Source organism: Pseudomonas citronellolis, assembly GCF_001586155.1.
Taxonomy (GTDB): domain Bacteria; phylum Pseudomonadota; class Gammaproteobacteria; order Pseudomonadales; family Pseudomonadaceae; genus Pseudomonas; species Pseudomonas citronellolis.
Genome location: NZ_CP014158.1, coordinates 1,784,674 through 1,802,648 on the forward strand (window position 1 = coordinate 1,784,674; position 17,975 = coordinate 1,802,648).

Here is a 17,975-nt window from a genome sequence, read left to right on the forward strand (position 1 = left end):
TATCCTTTAACCGATGATTATGTTGTAAAAACAACAATCGTTAGTCTGCAGGAGAATGCTGCCATGCACCCGCGCGTGCTCGAAGTCACCCGTCGCATCCAGGAACGCAGCGCCGTCACCCGCCAGCGCTACCTCGCCATGGTCAAGGCCGCCGCCACCAAGGGCCCGCACCGCGGCACGCTGCCCTGCGGCAACCTGGCCCACGGCGTGGCCGCCTGTGGCGAGCACGACAAGCAGGCGCTGCGCCTGATGAACCAGGCCAACGTCGGTATCGTCTCTGCCTATAACGATATGCTCTCGGCGCACCAGCCGCTGGAGCGCTTCCCAGGGCTGATCAAGGACGCCCTGCGCGAGATCGGCTCGGTGGGCCAGTTCGCCGGCGGCGTGCCGGCCATGTGCGACGGCGTGACCCAGGGCGAGCCGGGCATGGAGCTGTCCCTGGCCAGCCGCGACGTGATCGCCATGGGCACCGCCATCGCGCTGTCCCACAACATGTTCGACGCCGCGCTGTGCCTGGGCGTGTGCGACAAGATCGTCCCCGGCCTGCTGATCGGCGCGCTGCGCTTCGGCCACCTGCCGGTGGTGTTCGTCCCCGCCGGGCCCATGCCCACCGGCATCTCCAACAAGGAGAAGGCCGCGGTGCGCCAGCTCTACGCCGAAGGCAAGGCCAGCCGCGAGCAGTTGCTGGCCTCGGAGATGGCCTCCTACCACGCGCCGGGCACCTGCACCTTCTATGGCACCGCCAACACCAACCAACTGCTGGTGGAAGTGATGGGCCTGCACCTGCCGGGCGCCTCCTTCGTCAACCCGAACACCCCGCTGCGCGACGAGCTGACCCGCGAGGCCGCGCGCCAGGCCAGCCGCCTGACCCCGGAAAACGGCCAGTACGTGCCCATGGCCGAGGTCATCGACGAGCGCGCCATCGTCAATTCGGTGGTGGCCCTGCTGGCCACCGGCGGCTCCACCAACCACACCCTGCACCTGCTGGCCATCGCCCAGGCCGCCGGCATCCAGCTGAGCTGGCAGGACATGGCCGAACTCTCCGAGGTGGTGCCGCTGCTGGCGCGCATCTATCCCAACGGCCAGGCCGACATCAACCACTTCCAGGCCGCCGGCGGCATGTCCTTCCTGATCCGCCAGTTGCTCGACGGCGGGCTGCTCCACGAAGACGTGCAGACCGTGGTCGGCAAGGGCCTGCGCCGCTACCTGCAGGAACCCTTCCTCGACGGCGGCAAGCTGGTCTGGCGCGAAGGCCCGGCCGACAGCCTGGACGAGGACATCCTGCGCCCGCTGTCGCGCCCGTTCTCCGCCGAGGGCGGCCTGCGCCTGATGGAAGGCAACCTCGGCCGCGGCGTGATGAAGGTTTCCGCCGTGGCCGCCGAACACCAGGTGGTCGAGGCGCCGGTGCGCATCTTCCACGACCAGACCAGCCTGGCCGCGGCCTTCAAGGCCGGCGAGCTGGAGCGCGACCTGGTCGCCGTGGTGCGCTTCCAGGGCCCGCGCTTCAACGGCATGCCCGAGCTGCACAAGCTCACGCCCTTCCTCGGCGTGCTGCAGGACCGCGGCTTCAAGGTGGCGCTGGTCACCGACGGGCGCATGTCCGGCGCCTCCGGCAAGGTGCCGGCGGCGATCCACGTGTCCCCGGAAGCCAGCGCCGGCGGCCCGCTGGCGCGCCTGCGCGATGGCGACGTGGTGCGCGTCGACGGCACCACCGGCGAGCTGCGCGTGCTGGTCGACGCCGCCGAATGGCAGGCCCGCCCGCTGGCGCCGCTGCCCGAGGACGACGGCAGCGGCATGGGCCGCGAGCTGTTCGCCTTCATGCGCCAGTCGTTCAGTTCCGCGGAGCAGGGCGCCTGCGCCTTCACCGCCGAGCTGGAGAGCTTGCGGTAGGGGCTATGCTTGGCGGAGCATTCGCCTCCCGGAACCCGTTCAAACCTTTCAGTTGCCCGAGCTTGCGATGAATTCCAACAACAAATCCCAAGCACCGACCGGTATCGCGCTGGTCGGCGACATCGGCGGGACCAACGCCCGCTTCGCCCTCTGGCGCGAGCAGCGCCTCGAGGCCATCGAAGTGCTGGCCTGCGCCGACTACCCGCGCCCGGAAGACGCCGTGCGCGAATACCTGCAGCGCGTCGGCCAGCCGCTCGGCGCCATCCACAGCGTCTGCCTGGCCTGCGCCGGGCCCGTGGGCGATGCCGACTTCCGCTTCACCAACAACCACTGGGTCATCAGCCGCGAGGCCTTCCGCGCCGAGCTGGGCCTGAGCCACCTGCTGCTGGTCAACGACTTCAGCACCATGGCCTGGGCCGCCTCGCGCCTGGGCGGCGAGGACCTGGTGCAGGTGCGCGACGGCCAGGCCCTGCCGGGCCGCGCCAAGCTGATCATCGGCCCCGGCACCGGCCTGGGCGTCGGCAGCCTGGTGCCGCTGCCCGGCGGCGGCTGGGAGGTGCTGCCCTGCGAGGGCGGCCACGTCGACCTGCCGGTGACCGGTGAGCGCGACTTCGCCATCTGGCAGCAACTACGCGAGAAGTACGGCCACGTCTCGGCCGAGCGCGCGCTGTCCGGCAGCGGCCTGGAGAACATCTACCAGGCCAGCTGCAAGGTCGATGGCATCGAGCCGCTGGCGCTTTCCGCGGCGCAGATCGGCGAACGCGCCCTGGCCGGCGACGCATACTGCGACGCGGTGCTGGAACACTTCTTCGTGTGGCTGGCGCGGGTCGCCGGCAACGCGGTGATGACGGTCGGCGCCCTGGGCGGCGTGTACATCACCGGCGGCATAGTCCCGCGCTTCCTCGAACGCTTCCGGCGCAGCGGTTTCGCCGAGGCCTTCTGCACCCGTGGCAAGACCAGCGGCCCCTACCTGAGCCAGGTGCCGGTATGGGTGATGACCGCCAGCCATCCGGGTTTGTTCGGCGCCGGCGTGGCCCTGGAGCAGGCGCTGCAGGCAAAAGCCTGAACGACCAACGGCAACCACTGGAACAACAACAAGGGATGCCCCGTGAACGCACCCGCCAAATCTATCCTGCTGGTGGATGACGACCAGGAAATCCGCGAGCTGCTGGAAACCTACCTGAGCCGCGCCGGCTTCCAGGTGCGCAGCGCCGCCGACGGCGCGGCCTTCCGCCAGGCGTTGCTGGCAGAGGAGGCCGCCCTGGCCATCCTCGACGTGATGCTGCCCGACGAGGACGGCTTCAGCCTGTGTCGCTGGATTCGTTCGCACCAGCGCCTGGCCTGCATGCCGGTGATCATGCTCACCGCCAGTTCCGACGAAACCGACCGGGTGATCGGCCTGGAGCTGGGCGCCGACGACTACCTGGGCAAGCCCTTCAGCCCGCGCGAGCTGCTGGCGCGGATCAAGGCCCTGCTGCGCCGCGCGCAGTTCACCCAGGTGCGCGGCGGCGAGGTGCTGGCCTTCGACGACTGGCGCCTGGACACGGTCAGCCACCGGCTGTTCCACGAAGATGGCGAGGAGTTTTTCTTGAGCGGCGCCGACTTCGCCCTGCTCAAGCTGTTCCTCGACCACCCGCAGCAGATCCTCGACCGCGACACCATCGCCAACGCCACCCGCGGCCGCGAGGTGATGCCCCTGGAGCGCATCGTCGACATGGCGGTCAGCCGCCTGCGCCAGCGCCTGCGCGACACCGGCAAGGCGCCGCGGCTGATCCAGACCGTGCGCGGCAGCGGCTATCTGCTGGCGGCGCAGGTCCGTCCGCACCTGGGGCTGTGATGGGCGAGCGGCGGCGCTGGCCGCTGGTCCCGCGTTCGCTGCTGGGGCGCATGCTGCTGCTGACGCTGCTGGCGATCCTCGTCGCCCAGGGCCTGTCCAGCCTGTTCTGGCTTTCGCACCTGCGCTCCAGCCAGCGCGAGGGCCTGCTCACCAGCTCGCGCAGCCTGGCCTATTCCATGGCCGCGAGCGTCAGCTACTTCCGCTCGCTGCCCATCGGCTACCGCCCGCTGGTGCTGGACCAGCTGCGCAGCATGGGTGGCACGCGCTTCTTCGTCTCGCTCAACGAGCGCCCGCTGCAGATGCAGAGCCTGCCGGACACGCCGAACAAGCAGGCGGTGCTGGACATCGTCCGCGACGTGCTGCAGCAGAAGCTGGGCAAGGACGTGGAGCTGGAAGTGGAATTCGTCGCCCCGGACGACCTGCGCCTGTTCAACAGCCAACTGAAGCTGGAGGAACTGCCGCGCTCCTGGGCCCACTACGCGCTGACCCTGGAGCCGGTGAACCCGCCGGTGCTGGTGACGCAGATCCGCATCGGCGAGAACGAATGGCTCTACATCGCCAGCCTGATGCCGGCGCCCTACGTCAGCCTGGAGCCGGAGGCGCTGCAGCCGCAGCAACTGCTCTCCATCGGCCTGACCAGCCTGTTGCTGCTGCTCTTCGCCGGCCTCTTGGTGCACCAGCAGAGCCGCCCGCTCAAGCGCCTGGCCCGCGCCGCCCGCGAAGTCGCCCTGGGCAGCCCGGCGGCGCCGCTGGAGGAACGCGGCGCCCGCGAGCTGGTGGAAGTCAGCCGCGCCTTCAACACCATGCGCGAGAGCATCGACCGCTACCTCAGCGAGCGCGGCCAGCTGTTCAGCGCCATCTCCCACGACCTGCGCACGCCCATCACCCGCCTGCGCCTGCGCGTCGAACTGCTCGACGACGAGCCGCAGCGCGACAAGCTCAACCAGGACCTCGACGAGCTGGAACTGCTGGTCAAGGGCGCCCTGCAATGCGTGAAGGACACCGACATCCACGAGAACATCGAGCCGGTGGACGTCAACCAGCTGCTGCAGCACGTAGCCGGCCCCTACCTGGCCGACGGCCGCGTGAAGCTGCTGGGGGAGGCGGGCGAACCCTATCCCGGCAAGCCCCTGGCCCTGCGCCGCTGTATCGGCAACCTGCTGGACAACGCGCTGAAGTACGGTGAACGCGCGCAGGTGCAGGTCGAGGACGGCCTGGAAGCGCTGCTCGTGCACGTCGACGACGAGGGGCCCGGGGTGCCGGAGCAGCGCCTGGAGCAGGTGTTCGAACCGCGGGTGCGCCTGTCGCAGCGGGGGCAGGGGTATGGGTTGGGGTTGGGGATCGCGAGGAATATCGCGCATACCCATGGCGGGGAGGTGAGTTTGCAGAACAGGCGGGAAGGGGGGTTGAGGGTGACGTTGCGGTTGCCCAGGTTGGTGGTCGAGTAAGGAGCTTTCGTCCATCCGGCTCCGATGTCGCCGGCGTACTCCGTAATCACATCTCGCAGAGGACAGCCCCCTCTCCCTTCAGGGCGGGGCGCGCAGCCGAGGGTTGGGGAGAGGGGCTCTTCAACCAAGGCCGAGTAACGTCCCTGATCTCACAAAAAAGGAGATCAAGGATGCCGTCATACCGCGACTTCTCCCGCCAACTCCGCAAGGGCCAGACCGACGCTGAGCGGGCCCTCTGGCAACAACTCCGCGGCCACCGCTTCATGGAGCTGAAGTTCAAGCGCCAGAAAGTGGTAGGCCACTACATAGTCGACTTCATTTGCCTGGAAAGAATGCTGGTGATCGAATTGGACGGCGGCCAGCACCTGGGCTCTGCTTCCGATCTGGAGCGAGATGCCTGGCTAAGCGCCCGAGGTTTCCAGGTGCTACGGTTCTGGAACCATGACGTGCTGTTGAAGATGGATTCGGTGCTGGAGGCGATACGCTTGGCGCTCGATTCGAGTCCGCAACCCTCTCCCCATCCCTCTCCCTGAAGGGAGAGGGGGCCGTTCGGCGCGGGCTGCAATCATGGAGTTAGCCGGCAACACCTTGCTATCAGGATGACGCCGAACATATAGCCCCTCAGGACCAGCCCCTCTCCTTGACGGGAGAGGGGGCAGCTCGGAGTGAAGCGAGGCGATGGCGCTCGCCGGCAACATTCGACTATCAGGATGACTCAGGACATATAGCCGCTCAGGACCAGTCCCCTCTCCCTTCAGGGAGAGGGTTAGGGAGAGGGGCTCTTGGCTCTTCAACCCCAACCCAACCAACCCCCAAATGTCACCACCCCGTGACAATCCCCCATCCCTTCGTTACCCGGAGCAGGAAATGCCTTGGATAGACTCGGACTACCGCAAGCGCAGACTTGCCCCGAATAACAAGAACAGGTCCTTCCCCATGAATGCGCTCCGCCGCCTTTCCGCCGCTGTCTGTCTTTCCTCGCTCTATCTCGCCGCCCCGGCCCACGCCGGCGAAGTCGAAGTCCTGCACTGGTGGACTTCCCCCGGCGAGGCGCGCGCCGCCGAAACCCTGAAGAAACTCGTCCAGGCCAAGGGCCACACCTGGAAGGACTTCGCCGTCGCCGGCGGCGGTGGCGAGGCCGCCATGACCGTGCTGAAGACCCGCGCCGTGTCCGGCAACCCGCCGGCCGCCGCGCAGATCAAGGGGCCGGACATCCAGGAGTGGGGCCAGCTCGGCCTGCTCGCCGACCTCAACCAGGTCGCCGCCGAGGGCAAGTGGGACCAGCTGCTGCCGCCGCAGGTGGCGCAGGTCATGAAGTACCAGGGCGACTACGTCGCCGTGCCGGTCAACGTGCACCGGGTCAACTGGCTGTACATCAACCCCGAGGTCTTCAAGAAGGCCGGCGCCACGCCGCCGACCACCCTCGACGAGTTCTTCGCCGCCGCCGACAAGCTCAAGGCCGCCGGCTTCGTCGCCCTGGCCCATGGCAGCCAGCCCTGGCAGGACGGCACCCTGTTCGAGAACCTGGTGCTCAGCAAGATGGGCCCGGACGGCTACCGCAAGGCCTTCGTCGCGCAGGACAAGGCCACCCTTACCGGGCCGCAGATGGTCGAGGTGTTCAGCGCGCTGAAGAAACTGCGCGGCTACATCGACGCCGACGCCGCCGGGCGCGAGTGGAACGTTGCCACCAGCATGGTCATCAACGGCAAGGCCGGCATGCAGATCATGGGCGACTGGGCCAAGAGCGAATTCACCGCGGCCAACAAGGTCGCCGGCAAGGACTACCAGTGCCTGCCGTTCCCCGGCACGCAGAAGGACTTCGACTACAACATCGATTCCCTGGTGATGTTCAAGCTGAGCAACGCCGAGAACCGCAAGGCCCAGGAAGACCTGGCGCGCGCGGTGCTCGACCCGGCGTTCCAGAAGGACTTCAACCTGGCCAAGGGCTCCATCCCGGTACGCCTGGACGCCGACATGGCGCCCTTCGACGCCTGCGCCCAGCAGTCGATGAAGGACTTCAAGGCGGCCTCCGCGGCCGGCACCCTGGTGCCGAGCATGGCCCACAGCATGGCCGCATCCAGCTACGTGCAGGGCGCCATCTTCGACGTGGTGACCAACTTCTTCAACGACCCCGCCGCGAACCCGCAGAAGGCTGCCCAGCAGCTCTACGCGGCCATCGAGGCGGCGGCGCAGTAAGCCGCGCGGCGCCTTCCACCAGGCGCCGCCCCACTCCCAGCCGACCCACTCCGGGCCATCGCCATGGCCCGGACGGCTTCACTCGCACCCGGGAAGACCCATGGCGACAGAAAACCCCACCTTCACCCCTGCGGTGGCCTCGCGCGCCTCGCTGCTCGACGGCCTGCAGCGCTGGCTGCCGAAACTGGTGCTGGCCCCGAGCATGCTCGTGGTGCTGGTCTGCGTGTACGGCTACATCGGCTGGACGCTGCTGCTGTCCTTTACCAATTCGCGCTTCATGCCCAGCTACAGCTGGGCCGGGCTTGGCCAGTACCTGCGCCTGTGGGACAACGACCGCTGGTGGGTGGCCAGCCGCAACCTGCTGCTGTTCGGCGGCCTGTTCATCGCCATCTGCCTGCTGCTCGGGGTGTTCCTCGCCGTGCTGCTGGACCAGCGCATCCGCCGCGAGGGCTTCATCCGCACCGTCTACCTGTACCCCATGGCGCTGTCGATGATCGTCACCGGCACCGCCTGGAAGTGGCTGCTCAACCCCGGCCTGGGCCTGGACAAGCTGCTGCGCGACTGGGGCTGGACGGGCTTTCGCTTCGACTGGCTGGTGGACCCGCAGCGCGTCGTCTACTGCCTGGTGATCGCCGCCGTGTGGCAGTCCTCGGGCTTCGTCATGGCGCTGTTCCTCGCCGGCCTGCGCGGCGTCGACCCGGCCATCGTGCGCGCCGCCCAGGTGGACGGCGCGAGCCTGCCGACCATCTACCTGCGCATCGTCCTGCCGAGCCTGCGCCCGGTGTTCTTCAGCGCGCTGATGATCCTCGCGCACATCGCCATCAAGAGCTTCGACCTGGTCGCCGCCATGACCGCCGGCGGCCCCGGCTACTCCTCCGACCTGCCGGCGATGTTCATGTACGCCCACACTTTCACCCGCGGCCAGATGGGCCTGGGTGCGGCGAGCGCGATGCTGATGCTCGGCGCGGTGCTGGCCATAGTCGTGCCCTACCTGTATTCCGAACTGCGAGGCAAGCGCCATGCGTGACGCGACCTTCAAGCCGAGCCTCGGCCGCCTGGCGGTCCACGCCACCCTCTGGGGCGCCGTGGCGCTGTACCTGATCCCGCTGCTGGTGATGCTGCTGACCAGCTTCAAGAGCCCCGAGGACATCCGCAACAGCAACCTGCTGGCGCTGCCGGAGGTGTTCACCCTGATCGGCTGGGTGAAGGCCTGGAGCGCGGTGGGCGACTTCTTCTGGAACTCGGTGAAGATCACCGTCCCCGGCGTGCTGATCTCGACCTTCATCGGCGCGCTGAACGGCTACGTGCTGTCCATGTGGCGCTTCCGCGGCTCGCAGCTGTTCTTCGGCGCGTTGCTGTTCGGCTGCTTCCTGCCGTTCCAGGTGATCCTCCTGCCGATGTCCTTCACCCTCGGCAAGCTCGGCCTGGCCAACACCACCACGGGCCTGGTGATGGTCCACTGCATCTACGGCCTGGCCTTCACCACGCTGTTCTTCCGCAACTACTTCGTGGCCATCCCGGATGCCCTGGTGAAGGCCGCGCGGCTCGACGGCGCCGGCTTCTTCACCATCTTCACGCGCATCCTCCTGCCGATGTCCACGCCCATCGTCATGGTCTGCCTGATCTGGCAGTTCACCCAGATCTGGAACGACTTCCTCTTCGGCGTGGTGTTCGCCAGCGGCGACGCCCAGCCGATCACGGTGGCGCTGAACAACCTGGTGAACATCAGCACCGGGGTCAAGGAATACAACGTCGACATGGCCGCGGCGATGATCGCCGCGCTGCCGACGCTGATCGTCTACGTACTGGCTGGAAAGTATTTCGTGCGCGGCCTGACCGCCGGCGCGGTCAAGGGGTAATCGGACATGGCAACACTCGAACTGCGCAACCTGCACAAGTCCTACGGCAGCGGCCTGGCGGACACCCTGAAGTCCATCGACCTGGCGATCGAGTCCGGCGAGTTCCTGATCCTGGTCGGCCCCTCCGGCTGCGGCAAGTCCACGCTGATGAACTGCATCGCCGGCCTGGAGGACATCAGCGGCGGCGCCATCCTGGTGGATGGCCGCGACATCAGCGGCATGAGCCCGAAGGACCGCGACATCGCCATGGTGTTCCAGTCCTACGCGCTGTACCCGACCATGACGGTGCGCGAGAACATCGCCTTCGGCCTGAAGATCCGCAAGCTGCCCCAGGCGGCCATCGACGAAGAGGTGGCGCGGGTGGCCAAGCTGCTGCAGATCGAGCACCTGCTGCAGCGCAAGCCCTCGCAGCTCTCCGGCGGCCAGCAGCAGCGCGTGGCCATGGGCCGGGCGCTGGCGCGGCGGCCGAAGATCTACCTGTTCGACGAGCCGCTGTCGAACCTCGACGCCAAGCTGCGGGTGGAGATGCGCACCGAGATCAAGCTGATGCACCAGCGCCTGAAGACCACCACGGTCTACGTCACCCACGACCAGATCGAGGCCATGACCCTCGGCGACAAGGTGGCGGTGATGAAGGACGGCATCGTCCAGCAGTTCGGCACCCCGCAGCAGATCTACAACGACCCGGCCAACCTGTTCGTCGCCAGCTTCATCGGCTCGCCGCCGATGAACTTCATCCCGCTGCGCGTGCAGCGCCAGGCTGGCCGCCTGGTCGGCCTGCTGGACAGCGGCCAGGACCGCTGCGAGCTGCCGCTGGAGCTGGACGCCGAAGTGGCCGAAGGCCGCGAGCTGATCCTCGGCGTGCGTCCGGAACAGATCGGCGTGGCCGAGAACGGCAACGGCCTGGTGGACGTGCGCGCCGAGGTCGAGGTGCTGGAGCCTACCGGCCCGGACACCCTGGCCTTCGTCACCCTCAACGGCGCCAAGGTCTGCTGCCGCCTGGCCCCGGACGCCGCGCCGGCCCTGGGCTCGACCCTGCAACTGCGCCTGGACCCGGCGCGGGTACTGCTGTTCGACGCGGGCAGCGGCGAGCGCCTGCGCAAGGCGCTGGGCGGGGCGGGGGAGGCCAAGGTCACCCCGCTGGCCCGGCACAAGCACTGAACGCCGCAAGGCATTTCACCAACGAGGACGTCAGCAATGCATAAGAACAACAAGATCCGGCCCGCCCTGGGCTGCCTGCTCGCCCTGGGCGCCGTCGGCCTGAATGGCCTGGCCTGCGCCGACGAGGCCTTCTCCGCCGATTCGAAATGGGGCCTGGGGGACTGGGGCGGCACCCGCAGCGAGCTGCTGGAGAAGGGCTACGACTTCAAGCTGGACTACGTCGGCGAGGCCGCGGGCAACCTGCACGGCGGCTACAACGACGACAAGACCGCGCGCTACACCGACCAGTGGGCGCTGGGCACCCACCTTGACCTGCAGAAGATCCTCGGTTGGCACGGCGCGGAGTTCCAGCTGACGGTGACCGAGCGCAGCGGCAACAACCTCTCCAACGACCGTATCAGCGACCCGCGCGCCGGCCAGCTCAGCTCGGTGCAGGAAGTCTGGGGCCGCGGCCAGACCTGGCGGCTGACGCAGATGTGGTACAAGCAGACCTTCCTCGACGACGCCCTGGACATCAAGGTCGGCCAGTTCGGCGAGGGCGAGGACTTCAACAGCTTCCCCTGCGATTTCCAGAACCTGGCCTTCTGCGGCTCGCAGGTGGGCAACTGGGTGGGCGGCATCTGGTACAACTGGCCGGTGGCGCAGTGGGCGCTGCGGGTGAAGTACAACTTGAGCCCGGAGTTCTTCGTGCAGGTCGGCGCCTACGAGCAGAACCCCTCGAACCTGGAGACCGGCAACGGCTTCAAGCTCAGCGGCAGCGGCACCAAGGGCGCCATCCTGCCGGTGGAGCTGGTGTGGTCGCCGAAGGTCGGCGCGCAGCAACTGCCCGGCGAATACCGCCTGGGCTACTACTACAGCACCGCCAAGGCCGACGACGTCTACGAGGATGTGAACGGCCAGCCCCAGGCGCTGACCGGCAACGCCTTCAAGTCCCACGGCAGCAAGCACGGCTGGTGGGTGGTGGCGCAGCAGCAGGTCACCGCGCACAACGGCGACGCTTCGCGCGGGCTGAGCCTGTTCGCCAACTTCACCGTGCATGACCAGGCGACCAACAGCATCGACAACTACCAGCAGGCAGGCATGGTCTACAAAGGCCTGTTCGACGCGCGGCCGAAGGACGACATCGGCCTGGCGGTGGCGCGCATCCACATCAACGACGACGTGACCAAACACCAGAAGCAGATCAACGAAGTCGCCGGCATCGACGACTACGACAACCCGCTGTTCCAGCCGGTGCAGCACAGCGAATACGACGCCGAGCTGTACTACGGGGTGCACGTGACCAACTGGCTGACGGTGCGGCCGAACCTGCAGTACATCAAGCATCCCGGCGGCGTCTACGAGGTGGACAACGCCCTGGTCGCCGGCCTGAAGATCCAGTCCAGCTTCTGATGCGCCAAACGACACGCTCCTGAGGTGCTGCTGTACTTGGCCCGCCCGCCATCACCGGGGCGGGCTTTTTGTTCGTAGGGCGAATAACCGTTCGCGGTTATCCGCCGATACGCCGGGGCCACGGCCAGCGCCCAGGTCAACCTGGTAGCCGCCGGGCAGCGAGGCTGGACGGCGGATAACGCCGTAGGCGTTATGCGCCCTACGTGACCGGCCTGGGACGAAAAAATCCGGACATGTGACTGGGGTTCTATGCTTTTCAGGTAGAATCTGCGCTTTTTTCACCAACGTGTAGTAAAACTACATAGATGTCATGCCCCGGGAGCGTCCGGGAAGGGATTGATTCAGGACCTCCGGACAATGCTTGAGCATCCGCTGCAGCGCTTCTTCCATTCCATGCGTGCCAAGCGCCCCTTCGACTGGGTGCGCTTCCAGCGCCGCGACCTGCTGCTGATCGATCATCCCCTGTGCCAGGCGGTCTTCAGCCGCCAGGGCGCGCAGCTGCTGCATTTCCGGCCCCAGGGCGAGCGCTCCATGCTGTGGTGTTCCAGCCAGTGGCCGGCGCTGAGCACGGCGCCCATCCGCGGCGGCATCCCGGTGTGCTGGCCGTGGTTCGGTAGCCACCCCAGCGAGCCCGACTGGCCGCCCCACGGCTGGGCCCGCCAGCGCGAATGGCGCCTGCTCGACGCCCACGCCGACGAGAGCCTGGTGCAGGTGAGCTGGCAGCTGGACATCGAGGACTGGCACGTGCGCCTGGACGCGCGCCTGGGCCGCGAGCTGGAGATGGAACTGTCCAGCTACCACGAGGACGACAGCGACTGCCTGTTCAGCTTCGCCCTGCAACCCTACTGGCGCATCGGCTCGCTGCGCCGCAGCGTGGTCCACGGCATGGAGCTGGAGGGCGGCCAGCGCCCGGCTGCGCCGCTGCCCAACACCTGGACGCCGCGGGGCGCGGTCAAGCAGGTGCTGTACAACACCGGCGCGCTGGTGCTGGAAGACGCCGGCTGGCAGCGCCGCCTGCGCATCGACAAGAACGCCGCCGCCGGCAGCGTCATCTGGCACCCCGGCAGCCGCGCGGTGGAGCAGGTGGAGCCGGGCGAGGCCGACCGCTTCCTGTGCATAGGCGTCGCCGGCTACCGCCCCGGCGGCCTGATCCTGGCCCAGGGCGAGCGCATGCGCCTGCGGCTGAAGGCCGGGTTGGTCTGACGGTTTCCGCTGCGCGGGGCTTGAGCGTAGGAACAACGGTCTTGCCGACTGCGCCAAGGTGCTTTCGTAGGATGGGTTGAGCTTGCGATACCCATCGAACCATGGTGATGGGTATCGCTTCGCTCAACACCATCCTACGACGGTGCTCCTCCTGCCATGTAGGAGCGGACTCCGTCCGCGATCGGCCGATCCCCAGCGCCGAAATCGCGGATGAATCCGCGCCTGCGAAATCACCGCGGCGGGGCGTCAGTCTTCCTCGTCCAGCTGGTAGCGCGTCGGCACCAGGCTCTCCTTGATCCTGCGCAGGTGCGGCTGGAAGTCCACGCCGCGGCGCAGGGTCACGCCGGTGGCCAGCACGTCGAGCACCGTCAGCTGGATGATCCGCGAGGTCATCGGCATATAGATGTCGGTGTCTTCCGGCAGCGGGATGTCCAGGGTCAGGGTGCAGACCTTGGCCAGCGGCGAGTCGGCGGCGGTCAGGCCGAGCACCGAAGCGCCGTTGTCCCGCGCCAGGCGCGCCACCTCCACCAGTTCGCGGGTGCGGCCGGTATAGGAAATCACCACGAACAGGTCGCCGGTGTGCGCCACCGAGGCGATCATCCGCTGCATCAGCACGTCGCTCTGCGCCGACACCGCCAGGTTGAAGCGGAAGAACTTGTGCTGCGCATCCAGCGCCACCGAGCTGGAGGCGCCGAGGCCGAAGAAGTGGATCTGCCGGGCCTGGATCAGCAGGTCCACGGCGCGGTCCACGGCGCGCGGGTCGATCAGCTTGTAGGCGGCGTCCAGCGAGGCGATGGTGCTGCCGAAGATCTTCCGCGTGTACGCCTCGGGGCCGTCGTCCTCGGCCACCGCCTGGGTGACGAAGGCCGCGCCGCTGGCCAGGCTCTGCGCCAGCTGGATCTTCAGCTCCGGGTAGCCGCTCATGCCGAAGGAGCGGCAGAAGCGGTTCACCGTCGGTTCGCTGACGCTCGCGGCCTGGGCCAGCGCGGCGATGCTGAAGCGGGTGGCCTGCTGCGGGTTCTGCAGTATCACCTCGGCGACCTTGCGTTCGGCCTTGTTCAAGTCTTCCAGGCGCGTCTGGATCTGCTCCAGCAGGTTCTTCATCCGTTCTCCTTGGTGGCCCCTGTGGGGCAATCGACGGCCGGGGACGTGCCTGCGGCCAGCGGCGCTATCCTAACGTCAGGTCGGCAGACGACCAACAGGACCGCGTCTTTGGAAAAATATGTTGTTTAATTACTACATTTTTGCCTTAATGGTCCGGTGTATTCGGCAAATGTTCCTCAAAATCTGTTTGGTAACAACAAATGCCTGATGTCCGCGTTCTGCCTTGCACCCTGGCGCTGTTCGGCGCGCTGGGCGACCTCGCCCTGCGCAAGCTGATCCCCGCCCTCTACCAGCTCGACCGTGAAGGCCTGCTCCACGGCGACACCCGCATCCTCGCCCTGGCCCGCGACGAGGGCGACCCCGCCGCCCACCTGGCCACCCTCGAGAAGCGCCTGCGCCTGGCCGTGCCGGCGCGCGAATGGGACGACGCCGTCTGGGCGCGCTTCCAGCAGCGCCTGAGCTACCTGAGCATGGACTTCCTCGACGCCGCGTCCTACCCGGCGTTGCGCGACGCGGTGCCCGCCGGCCTGCCGCTGGTGGCCTACTTCGCCACCCCGGCCGCGGTCTACGGCGGCATCTGCGAGAACCTCGCCGCCCTCGGCCTGGCCGAACGCACACGGGTGGTGCTGGAGAAGCCCATCGGCCACGACCTGGCGTCGTCCCGCGAGGTCAACGAGGCGGTGGCGAAATTCTTCCCGGAGAACCGCATCTACCGGATCGACCACTACCTGGGCAAGGAAACGGTGCAGAACCTCATCGCCCTGCGCTTTGCCAACAGCCTGTTCGAGACGCAGTGGAACCAGAACCACATCTCCCACGTGGAAATCACCGTGGCCGAGAAGGTCGGCATCGAAGGCCGCTGGGGCTACTTCGACCAGGCCGGCCAACTGCGCGACATGGTGCAGAACCACCTGCTGCAGTTGCTCTGCCTGATCGCCATGGACCCGCCCAGCGACCTCTCCGCCGACAGCATCCGCGACGAGAAGGTCAAGGTGCTGCGCGCCCTGGAGCCGATCCCGCCGGAGCAACTGGCCGGCCGCGTGGTGCGCGGCCAGTACACCGCCGGCTTCATCGACGGCAAGGCGGTGCCCGGCTACCTGGAAGAGGAACACGCCAACCGCATGAGCGGCGCCGAGACCTTCGTCGCCCTGCGCGTGGACATCCGCAACTGGCGCTGGTCCGGCGTGCCCTTCTACCTGCGCACCGGCAAGCGCATGCCGCAGAAGCTGTCGCAGATCGTCATCCACTTCAAGAACCCGCCGCACTACATCTTCGCCCCGGAGCAGCGCTCGCTGATCAGCAACCGCCTGATCATCCGCCTGCAGCCGGACGAGGGCATCTCCCTGCAGGTGATGACCAAGGACCAGGGCCTGGGCAAGGGCATGCAACTGCGCACCGGGCCGCTGCAGCTGAGCTTCTCCGAGGCGTACCAGGCCGCGCGCGTGCCGGACGCCTACGAGCGGCTGCTGCTGGAAGTGATGCAGGGCAACCAGTACCTGTTCGTGCGCAAGGACGAAGTGGAGTTCGCCTGGAAGTGGTGCGACCACCTGATCGCCGGCTGGGAACGCCTGGGCGATGCCCCCAAACCCTACGCCGCCGGCACCTGGGGACCCCAGGCGGCCGTGGCGCTGATCGCGAGAGACGGGAAGGACTGGTATGGCGACCATTGATCTGAAACTGCCGGCCGGCGTGCGCTGGACGGCCTGGGAAAGCCCGGTGGCGCAGGCCCGCGGCCTGGCCGCCAATGTGGCCGAACAACTGCGCGGGGCCATCGCCGAGCGCGGCCGCGCGCTGCTGGCGGTGTCCGGCGGACGCAGCCCGGTGGCCTTCCTCGAAGCCCTGAGCGGCGAAGTCCTCGACTGGGACAAGGTGACCGTGACCCTCGCCGACGAGCGCTGGGTGCCGGAAGTCCACCCCGACAGCAACGCCGGCCTGGTGCGCCGCCACCTGCTCAAGGGCGCGGCGGCCAAGGCGCTGTTCTGCGGCCTGTATCACTCGGCGCCGAGCCTGGAGGAAGTGGCGACCATCGCCGACCGCCAGGTCGCCGAGCTGGCCCTGCCCATCGACGTGCTGGTGCTGGGCATGGGCGACGACGGCCACACCGCCTCGCTGTTCCCGGCCAGCCCGGGCCTGGCCGAGGCCCTCGACCCGGCCGGCGCGCGCCATTGCCTGCCGGCCTGGGCGCCGAGCGTGCCGCACCAGCGCCTGACCCTCAGCCGCGCGCTGCTGGCCGCCTCGCGGGTGCAACTGCTGGCGATCCAGGGCGAGGCCAAGCTGGCCACCCTGAAGGCCGCGCTGGCCGCCGAAGACGAAGCAAGCATGCCGGTGAGCGCCTTCCTCCGCGCTCCCCTGTCGATCCACTGGTGCCCTTGAGGCACGGAGTTACCGCAACATGAGTCTCGATTCCCACATCCAGCGCATCGACGCCCTCGCCGAGCGCGCCCGCATCCTGCCGGTGATCACCATCGATCGCGAGCAGGACATCCTGCCCATGGCCGACGCCCTGGCCGCCGGCGGCATCACCGTGCTGGAAGTGACCCTGCGCACCCCGCTGGGCCTGACCGCCATCCGCACCCTGGCCGAGCAGCGCTCGGAATTGTGCGTGGGCGCCGGCACCGTGCTGGACCCGCAAACCTTCCGCCAGGCGGAAGAGGCCGGCGCGCAGTTCATCGTCACCCCCGGCTGCACCGAGGAACTGCTGCAGCACGCGGTGAGCCGCCCGGTGCCGCTGCTGCCCGGCGTGGCCACCGCCTCCGAGATCATGGCCGCCTATCGCCACGGCCTGCGCCGCTTCAAGCTGTTCCCGGCCAAGGTGTGCGGCGGCGTGGAAGCGCTCAAGGCCTTCGCCGGCCCCTTCCCGGAGGTGCGCTTTTGCCCCACCGGCGGGGTAGGACCGGACAACCTGAACGACTACTACCGCCTGGACAACGTGATGTGCGTGGGGGGCACCTGGATGCTGCCCAGGGCCGCCGTCGCCAGCGGAGACTGGGCTGAGGTCGAGCGCCTGTCGCGCGAGGCCCTGGCGTTGCTCGAATCACACTGAGCTGTCCCATGATCGGACGTGCCCGGCCTTGTGCCGGGCTTTTTTATGCGTGCGGGCGGCTGCTCTTCGTAGGAGCGAGCTTGCTCGCGAACGGGGATCTGCCGGTGGCTTCGGTGCTTGCCCTGAAGAACGCCCTCTCCCTAACCCTCTCCCTGAAGGGAGAGGGGACTGTCCTCTGCCTGCTGAGGTCCCCGAGTGGTCCTGTGGTTTCCGGCTGACGCCTGACTTCCCAAGCACGCCGAACGGCCCCCTCTCCCTTCAGGGAGAGGGCTGGGGAGAGGGTGCTCTTAAACCCGGCACCTACGCCACCGGGAAACCCCGTTCGCGAGCAAGCTCGCTCCTACGAAAGACCCTCTTCCAGATAATCCCGCAACCGCTCCTGCAGATAGGGCACTGCCTCCCCCTCATCCAGCCCGAGGTACTCCTCCACCGCCATCAGCCGCCAATACTGCCCCTCGTCGCCGAAGCGGATGGCTTCGAGCTCCGCCGCCCGCAGCCGCGCCACCAGGAACCAGGCCCAGGGCGCCGGGCCGTGGGTGGCGCGGTAGCGGCGCTGCCATTCGATGCGCTCCTGGCCCAGGCGGATGGCGAACTCCTCCTCCAACTCGCGCAAAGCGCATTCGGCCGGGGTTTCCGCACCTTCGCGGCCGCCGCCGGGAAAGTCCCAGCAACCGGGGAAGGGGATGCCGGGTTTCTCGTCGCGCAGGTAGACCACCAGGTGGCCGTCGTGGAACAGCGCCAGCTTGGCGCCGGTGAAGGCGGATTGGTCGCTCAACTCGGTTTCCCCCTGAAAGCGGCGCGAATGGCAAAAGCGGCTAGGCTTTCCCGATCACGGACGGTGC

16 protein-coding genes are annotated in these 17,975 nt (G+C 67.9%); 14 read left to right on the plus strand and 2 right to left on the minus strand.

Annotated elements, in window-relative coordinates; translation table 11 throughout:
* Positions 1-63: 63 nt before the first annotated feature.
* The 11 genes from edd (at position 64) to PcP3B5_RS08180 (ending at position 12,986) form a co-directional block, all read left to right on the plus strand.
* A complete protein-coding gene (gene edd, locus PcP3B5_RS08130; protein WP_061560979.1) occupies positions 64-1,890 on the plus strand; it encodes a phosphogluconate dehydratase in 1,827 nt (608 codons plus the stop codon).
* A gap of 67 nt (positions 1,891-1,957) precedes the next feature.
* Positions 1,958-2,956: a glucokinase gene (locus tag PcP3B5_RS08135; RefSeq protein WP_061560980.1), complete on the plus strand. Its 999-nt coding sequence runs from the start codon at positions 1,958-1,960 to the stop codon at positions 2,954-2,956.
* A 42-nt stretch (positions 2,957-2,998) separates the two neighbouring features.
* Positions 2,999-3,727, plus strand: coding sequence for a response regulator (locus tag PcP3B5_RS08140; protein ID WP_043267606.1), 729 nt, complete (start codon positions 2,999-3,001; stop codon positions 3,725-3,727).
* Positions 3,727-5,175, plus strand: coding sequence for an ATP-binding protein (locus PcP3B5_RS08145; RefSeq protein WP_043319330.1), 1,449 nt, complete (start codon positions 3,727-3,729; stop codon positions 5,173-5,175). The genes PcP3B5_RS08140 and PcP3B5_RS08145 overlap by 1 nt, the downstream gene beginning before the upstream one ends.
* A gap of 170 nt (positions 5,176-5,345) precedes the next feature.
* The gene (locus tag PcP3B5_RS08150; protein WP_061560981.1) at positions 5,346-5,708 is read left to right on the plus strand and encodes an endonuclease domain-containing protein; all 363 of its coding nucleotides are present in this window, start codon (positions 5,346-5,348) and stop codon (positions 5,706-5,708) included.
* A gap of 403 nt (positions 5,709-6,111) precedes the next feature.
* Positions 6,112-7,371, plus strand: a complete 1,260-nt coding sequence (locus tag PcP3B5_RS08155) for an ABC transporter substrate-binding protein (RefSeq protein ID WP_061560982.1) — start codon at positions 6,112-6,114, stop codon at positions 7,369-7,371.
* 100 nt (positions 7,372-7,471) lie between these two features.
* Positions 7,472-8,398 carry a carbohydrate ABC transporter permease gene (locus PcP3B5_RS08160; RefSeq protein ID WP_061560983.1) on the plus strand — a complete coding sequence of 309 codons (927 nt, stop codon included), beginning with the start codon at positions 7,472-7,474 and terminating at the stop codon, positions 8,396-8,398.
* Positions 8,391-9,230 carry a carbohydrate ABC transporter permease gene (locus PcP3B5_RS08165; RefSeq protein WP_058072064.1) on the plus strand — a complete coding sequence of 280 codons (840 nt, stop codon included), beginning with the start codon at positions 8,391-8,393 and terminating at the stop codon, positions 9,228-9,230. Before PcP3B5_RS08160 ends, PcP3B5_RS08165 begins: the two co-directional genes overlap by 8 nt.
* A 6-nt stretch (positions 9,231-9,236) precedes the next feature.
* Complete coding sequence (locus PcP3B5_RS08170; protein WP_061560984.1) at positions 9,237-10,391, plus strand: ABC transporter ATP-binding protein; 1,155 nt, start codon at positions 9,237-9,239, stop codon at positions 10,389-10,391.
* Positions 10,392-10,427: 36 nt separating this feature from the next.
* Positions 10,428-11,783: a carbohydrate porin gene (locus PcP3B5_RS08175; RefSeq protein WP_061560985.1), complete on the plus strand. Its 1,356-nt coding sequence runs from the start codon at positions 10,428-10,430 to the stop codon at positions 11,781-11,783.
* Positions 11,784-12,140: 357 nt separating this feature from the next.
* A complete protein-coding gene (locus tag PcP3B5_RS08180) occupies positions 12,141-12,986 on the plus strand; it encodes a D-hexose-6-phosphate mutarotase (RefSeq protein ID WP_061560986.1) in 846 nt (281 codons plus the stop codon).
* Between the two features lie 246 nt (positions 12,987-13,232).
* Here PcP3B5_RS08180 and PcP3B5_RS08185 read toward each other — a convergent pair whose 3' ends face one another.
* The gene (locus tag PcP3B5_RS08185) at positions 13,233-14,090 is read right to left on the minus strand and encodes a MurR/RpiR family transcriptional regulator (RefSeq protein WP_009620931.1); all 858 of its coding nucleotides are present in this window, start codon (positions 14,088-14,090) and stop codon (positions 13,233-13,235) included.
* Between the two features lie 200 nt (positions 14,091-14,290).
* On the opposite strand from PcP3B5_RS08185, the gene zwf reads away from it, so the two are divergent.
* From zwf to PcP3B5_RS08200, 3 genes are read left to right on the plus strand one after another with little or no spacing between them, the layout of a single operon-like run.
* On the plus strand, positions 14,291-15,760 hold the full coding sequence (gene zwf / locus PcP3B5_RS08190) for a glucose-6-phosphate dehydrogenase (protein ID WP_043267599.1): 1,470 nt from the start codon (positions 14,291-14,293) through the stop codon (positions 15,758-15,760).
* Positions 15,747-16,463 (plus strand): 6-phosphogluconolactonase, encoded by a 717-nt coding sequence (pgl, locus tag PcP3B5_RS08195; RefSeq protein WP_061560987.1) that lies wholly within the window; start codon positions 15,747-15,749, stop codon positions 16,461-16,463. Before zwf ends, pgl begins: the two co-directional genes overlap by 14 nt.
* 19 nt (positions 16,464-16,482) lie before the next feature.
* Positions 16,483-17,133: a bifunctional 4-hydroxy-2-oxoglutarate aldolase/2-dehydro-3-deoxy-phosphogluconate aldolase gene (locus tag PcP3B5_RS08200; RefSeq protein WP_061560988.1), complete on the plus strand. Its 651-nt coding sequence runs from the start codon at positions 16,483-16,485 to the stop codon at positions 17,131-17,133.
* A 340-nt stretch (positions 17,134-17,473) separates the two neighbouring features.
* Here the strand turns inward: PcP3B5_RS08200 and PcP3B5_RS08205 are convergent, their stop codons facing one another.
* Positions 17,474-17,908 (minus strand): NUDIX hydrolase, encoded by a 435-nt coding sequence (locus PcP3B5_RS08205; RefSeq protein ID WP_061560989.1) that lies wholly within the window; start codon positions 17,906-17,908, stop codon positions 17,474-17,476.
* Positions 17,909-17,975: the final 67 nt, after the last annotated feature.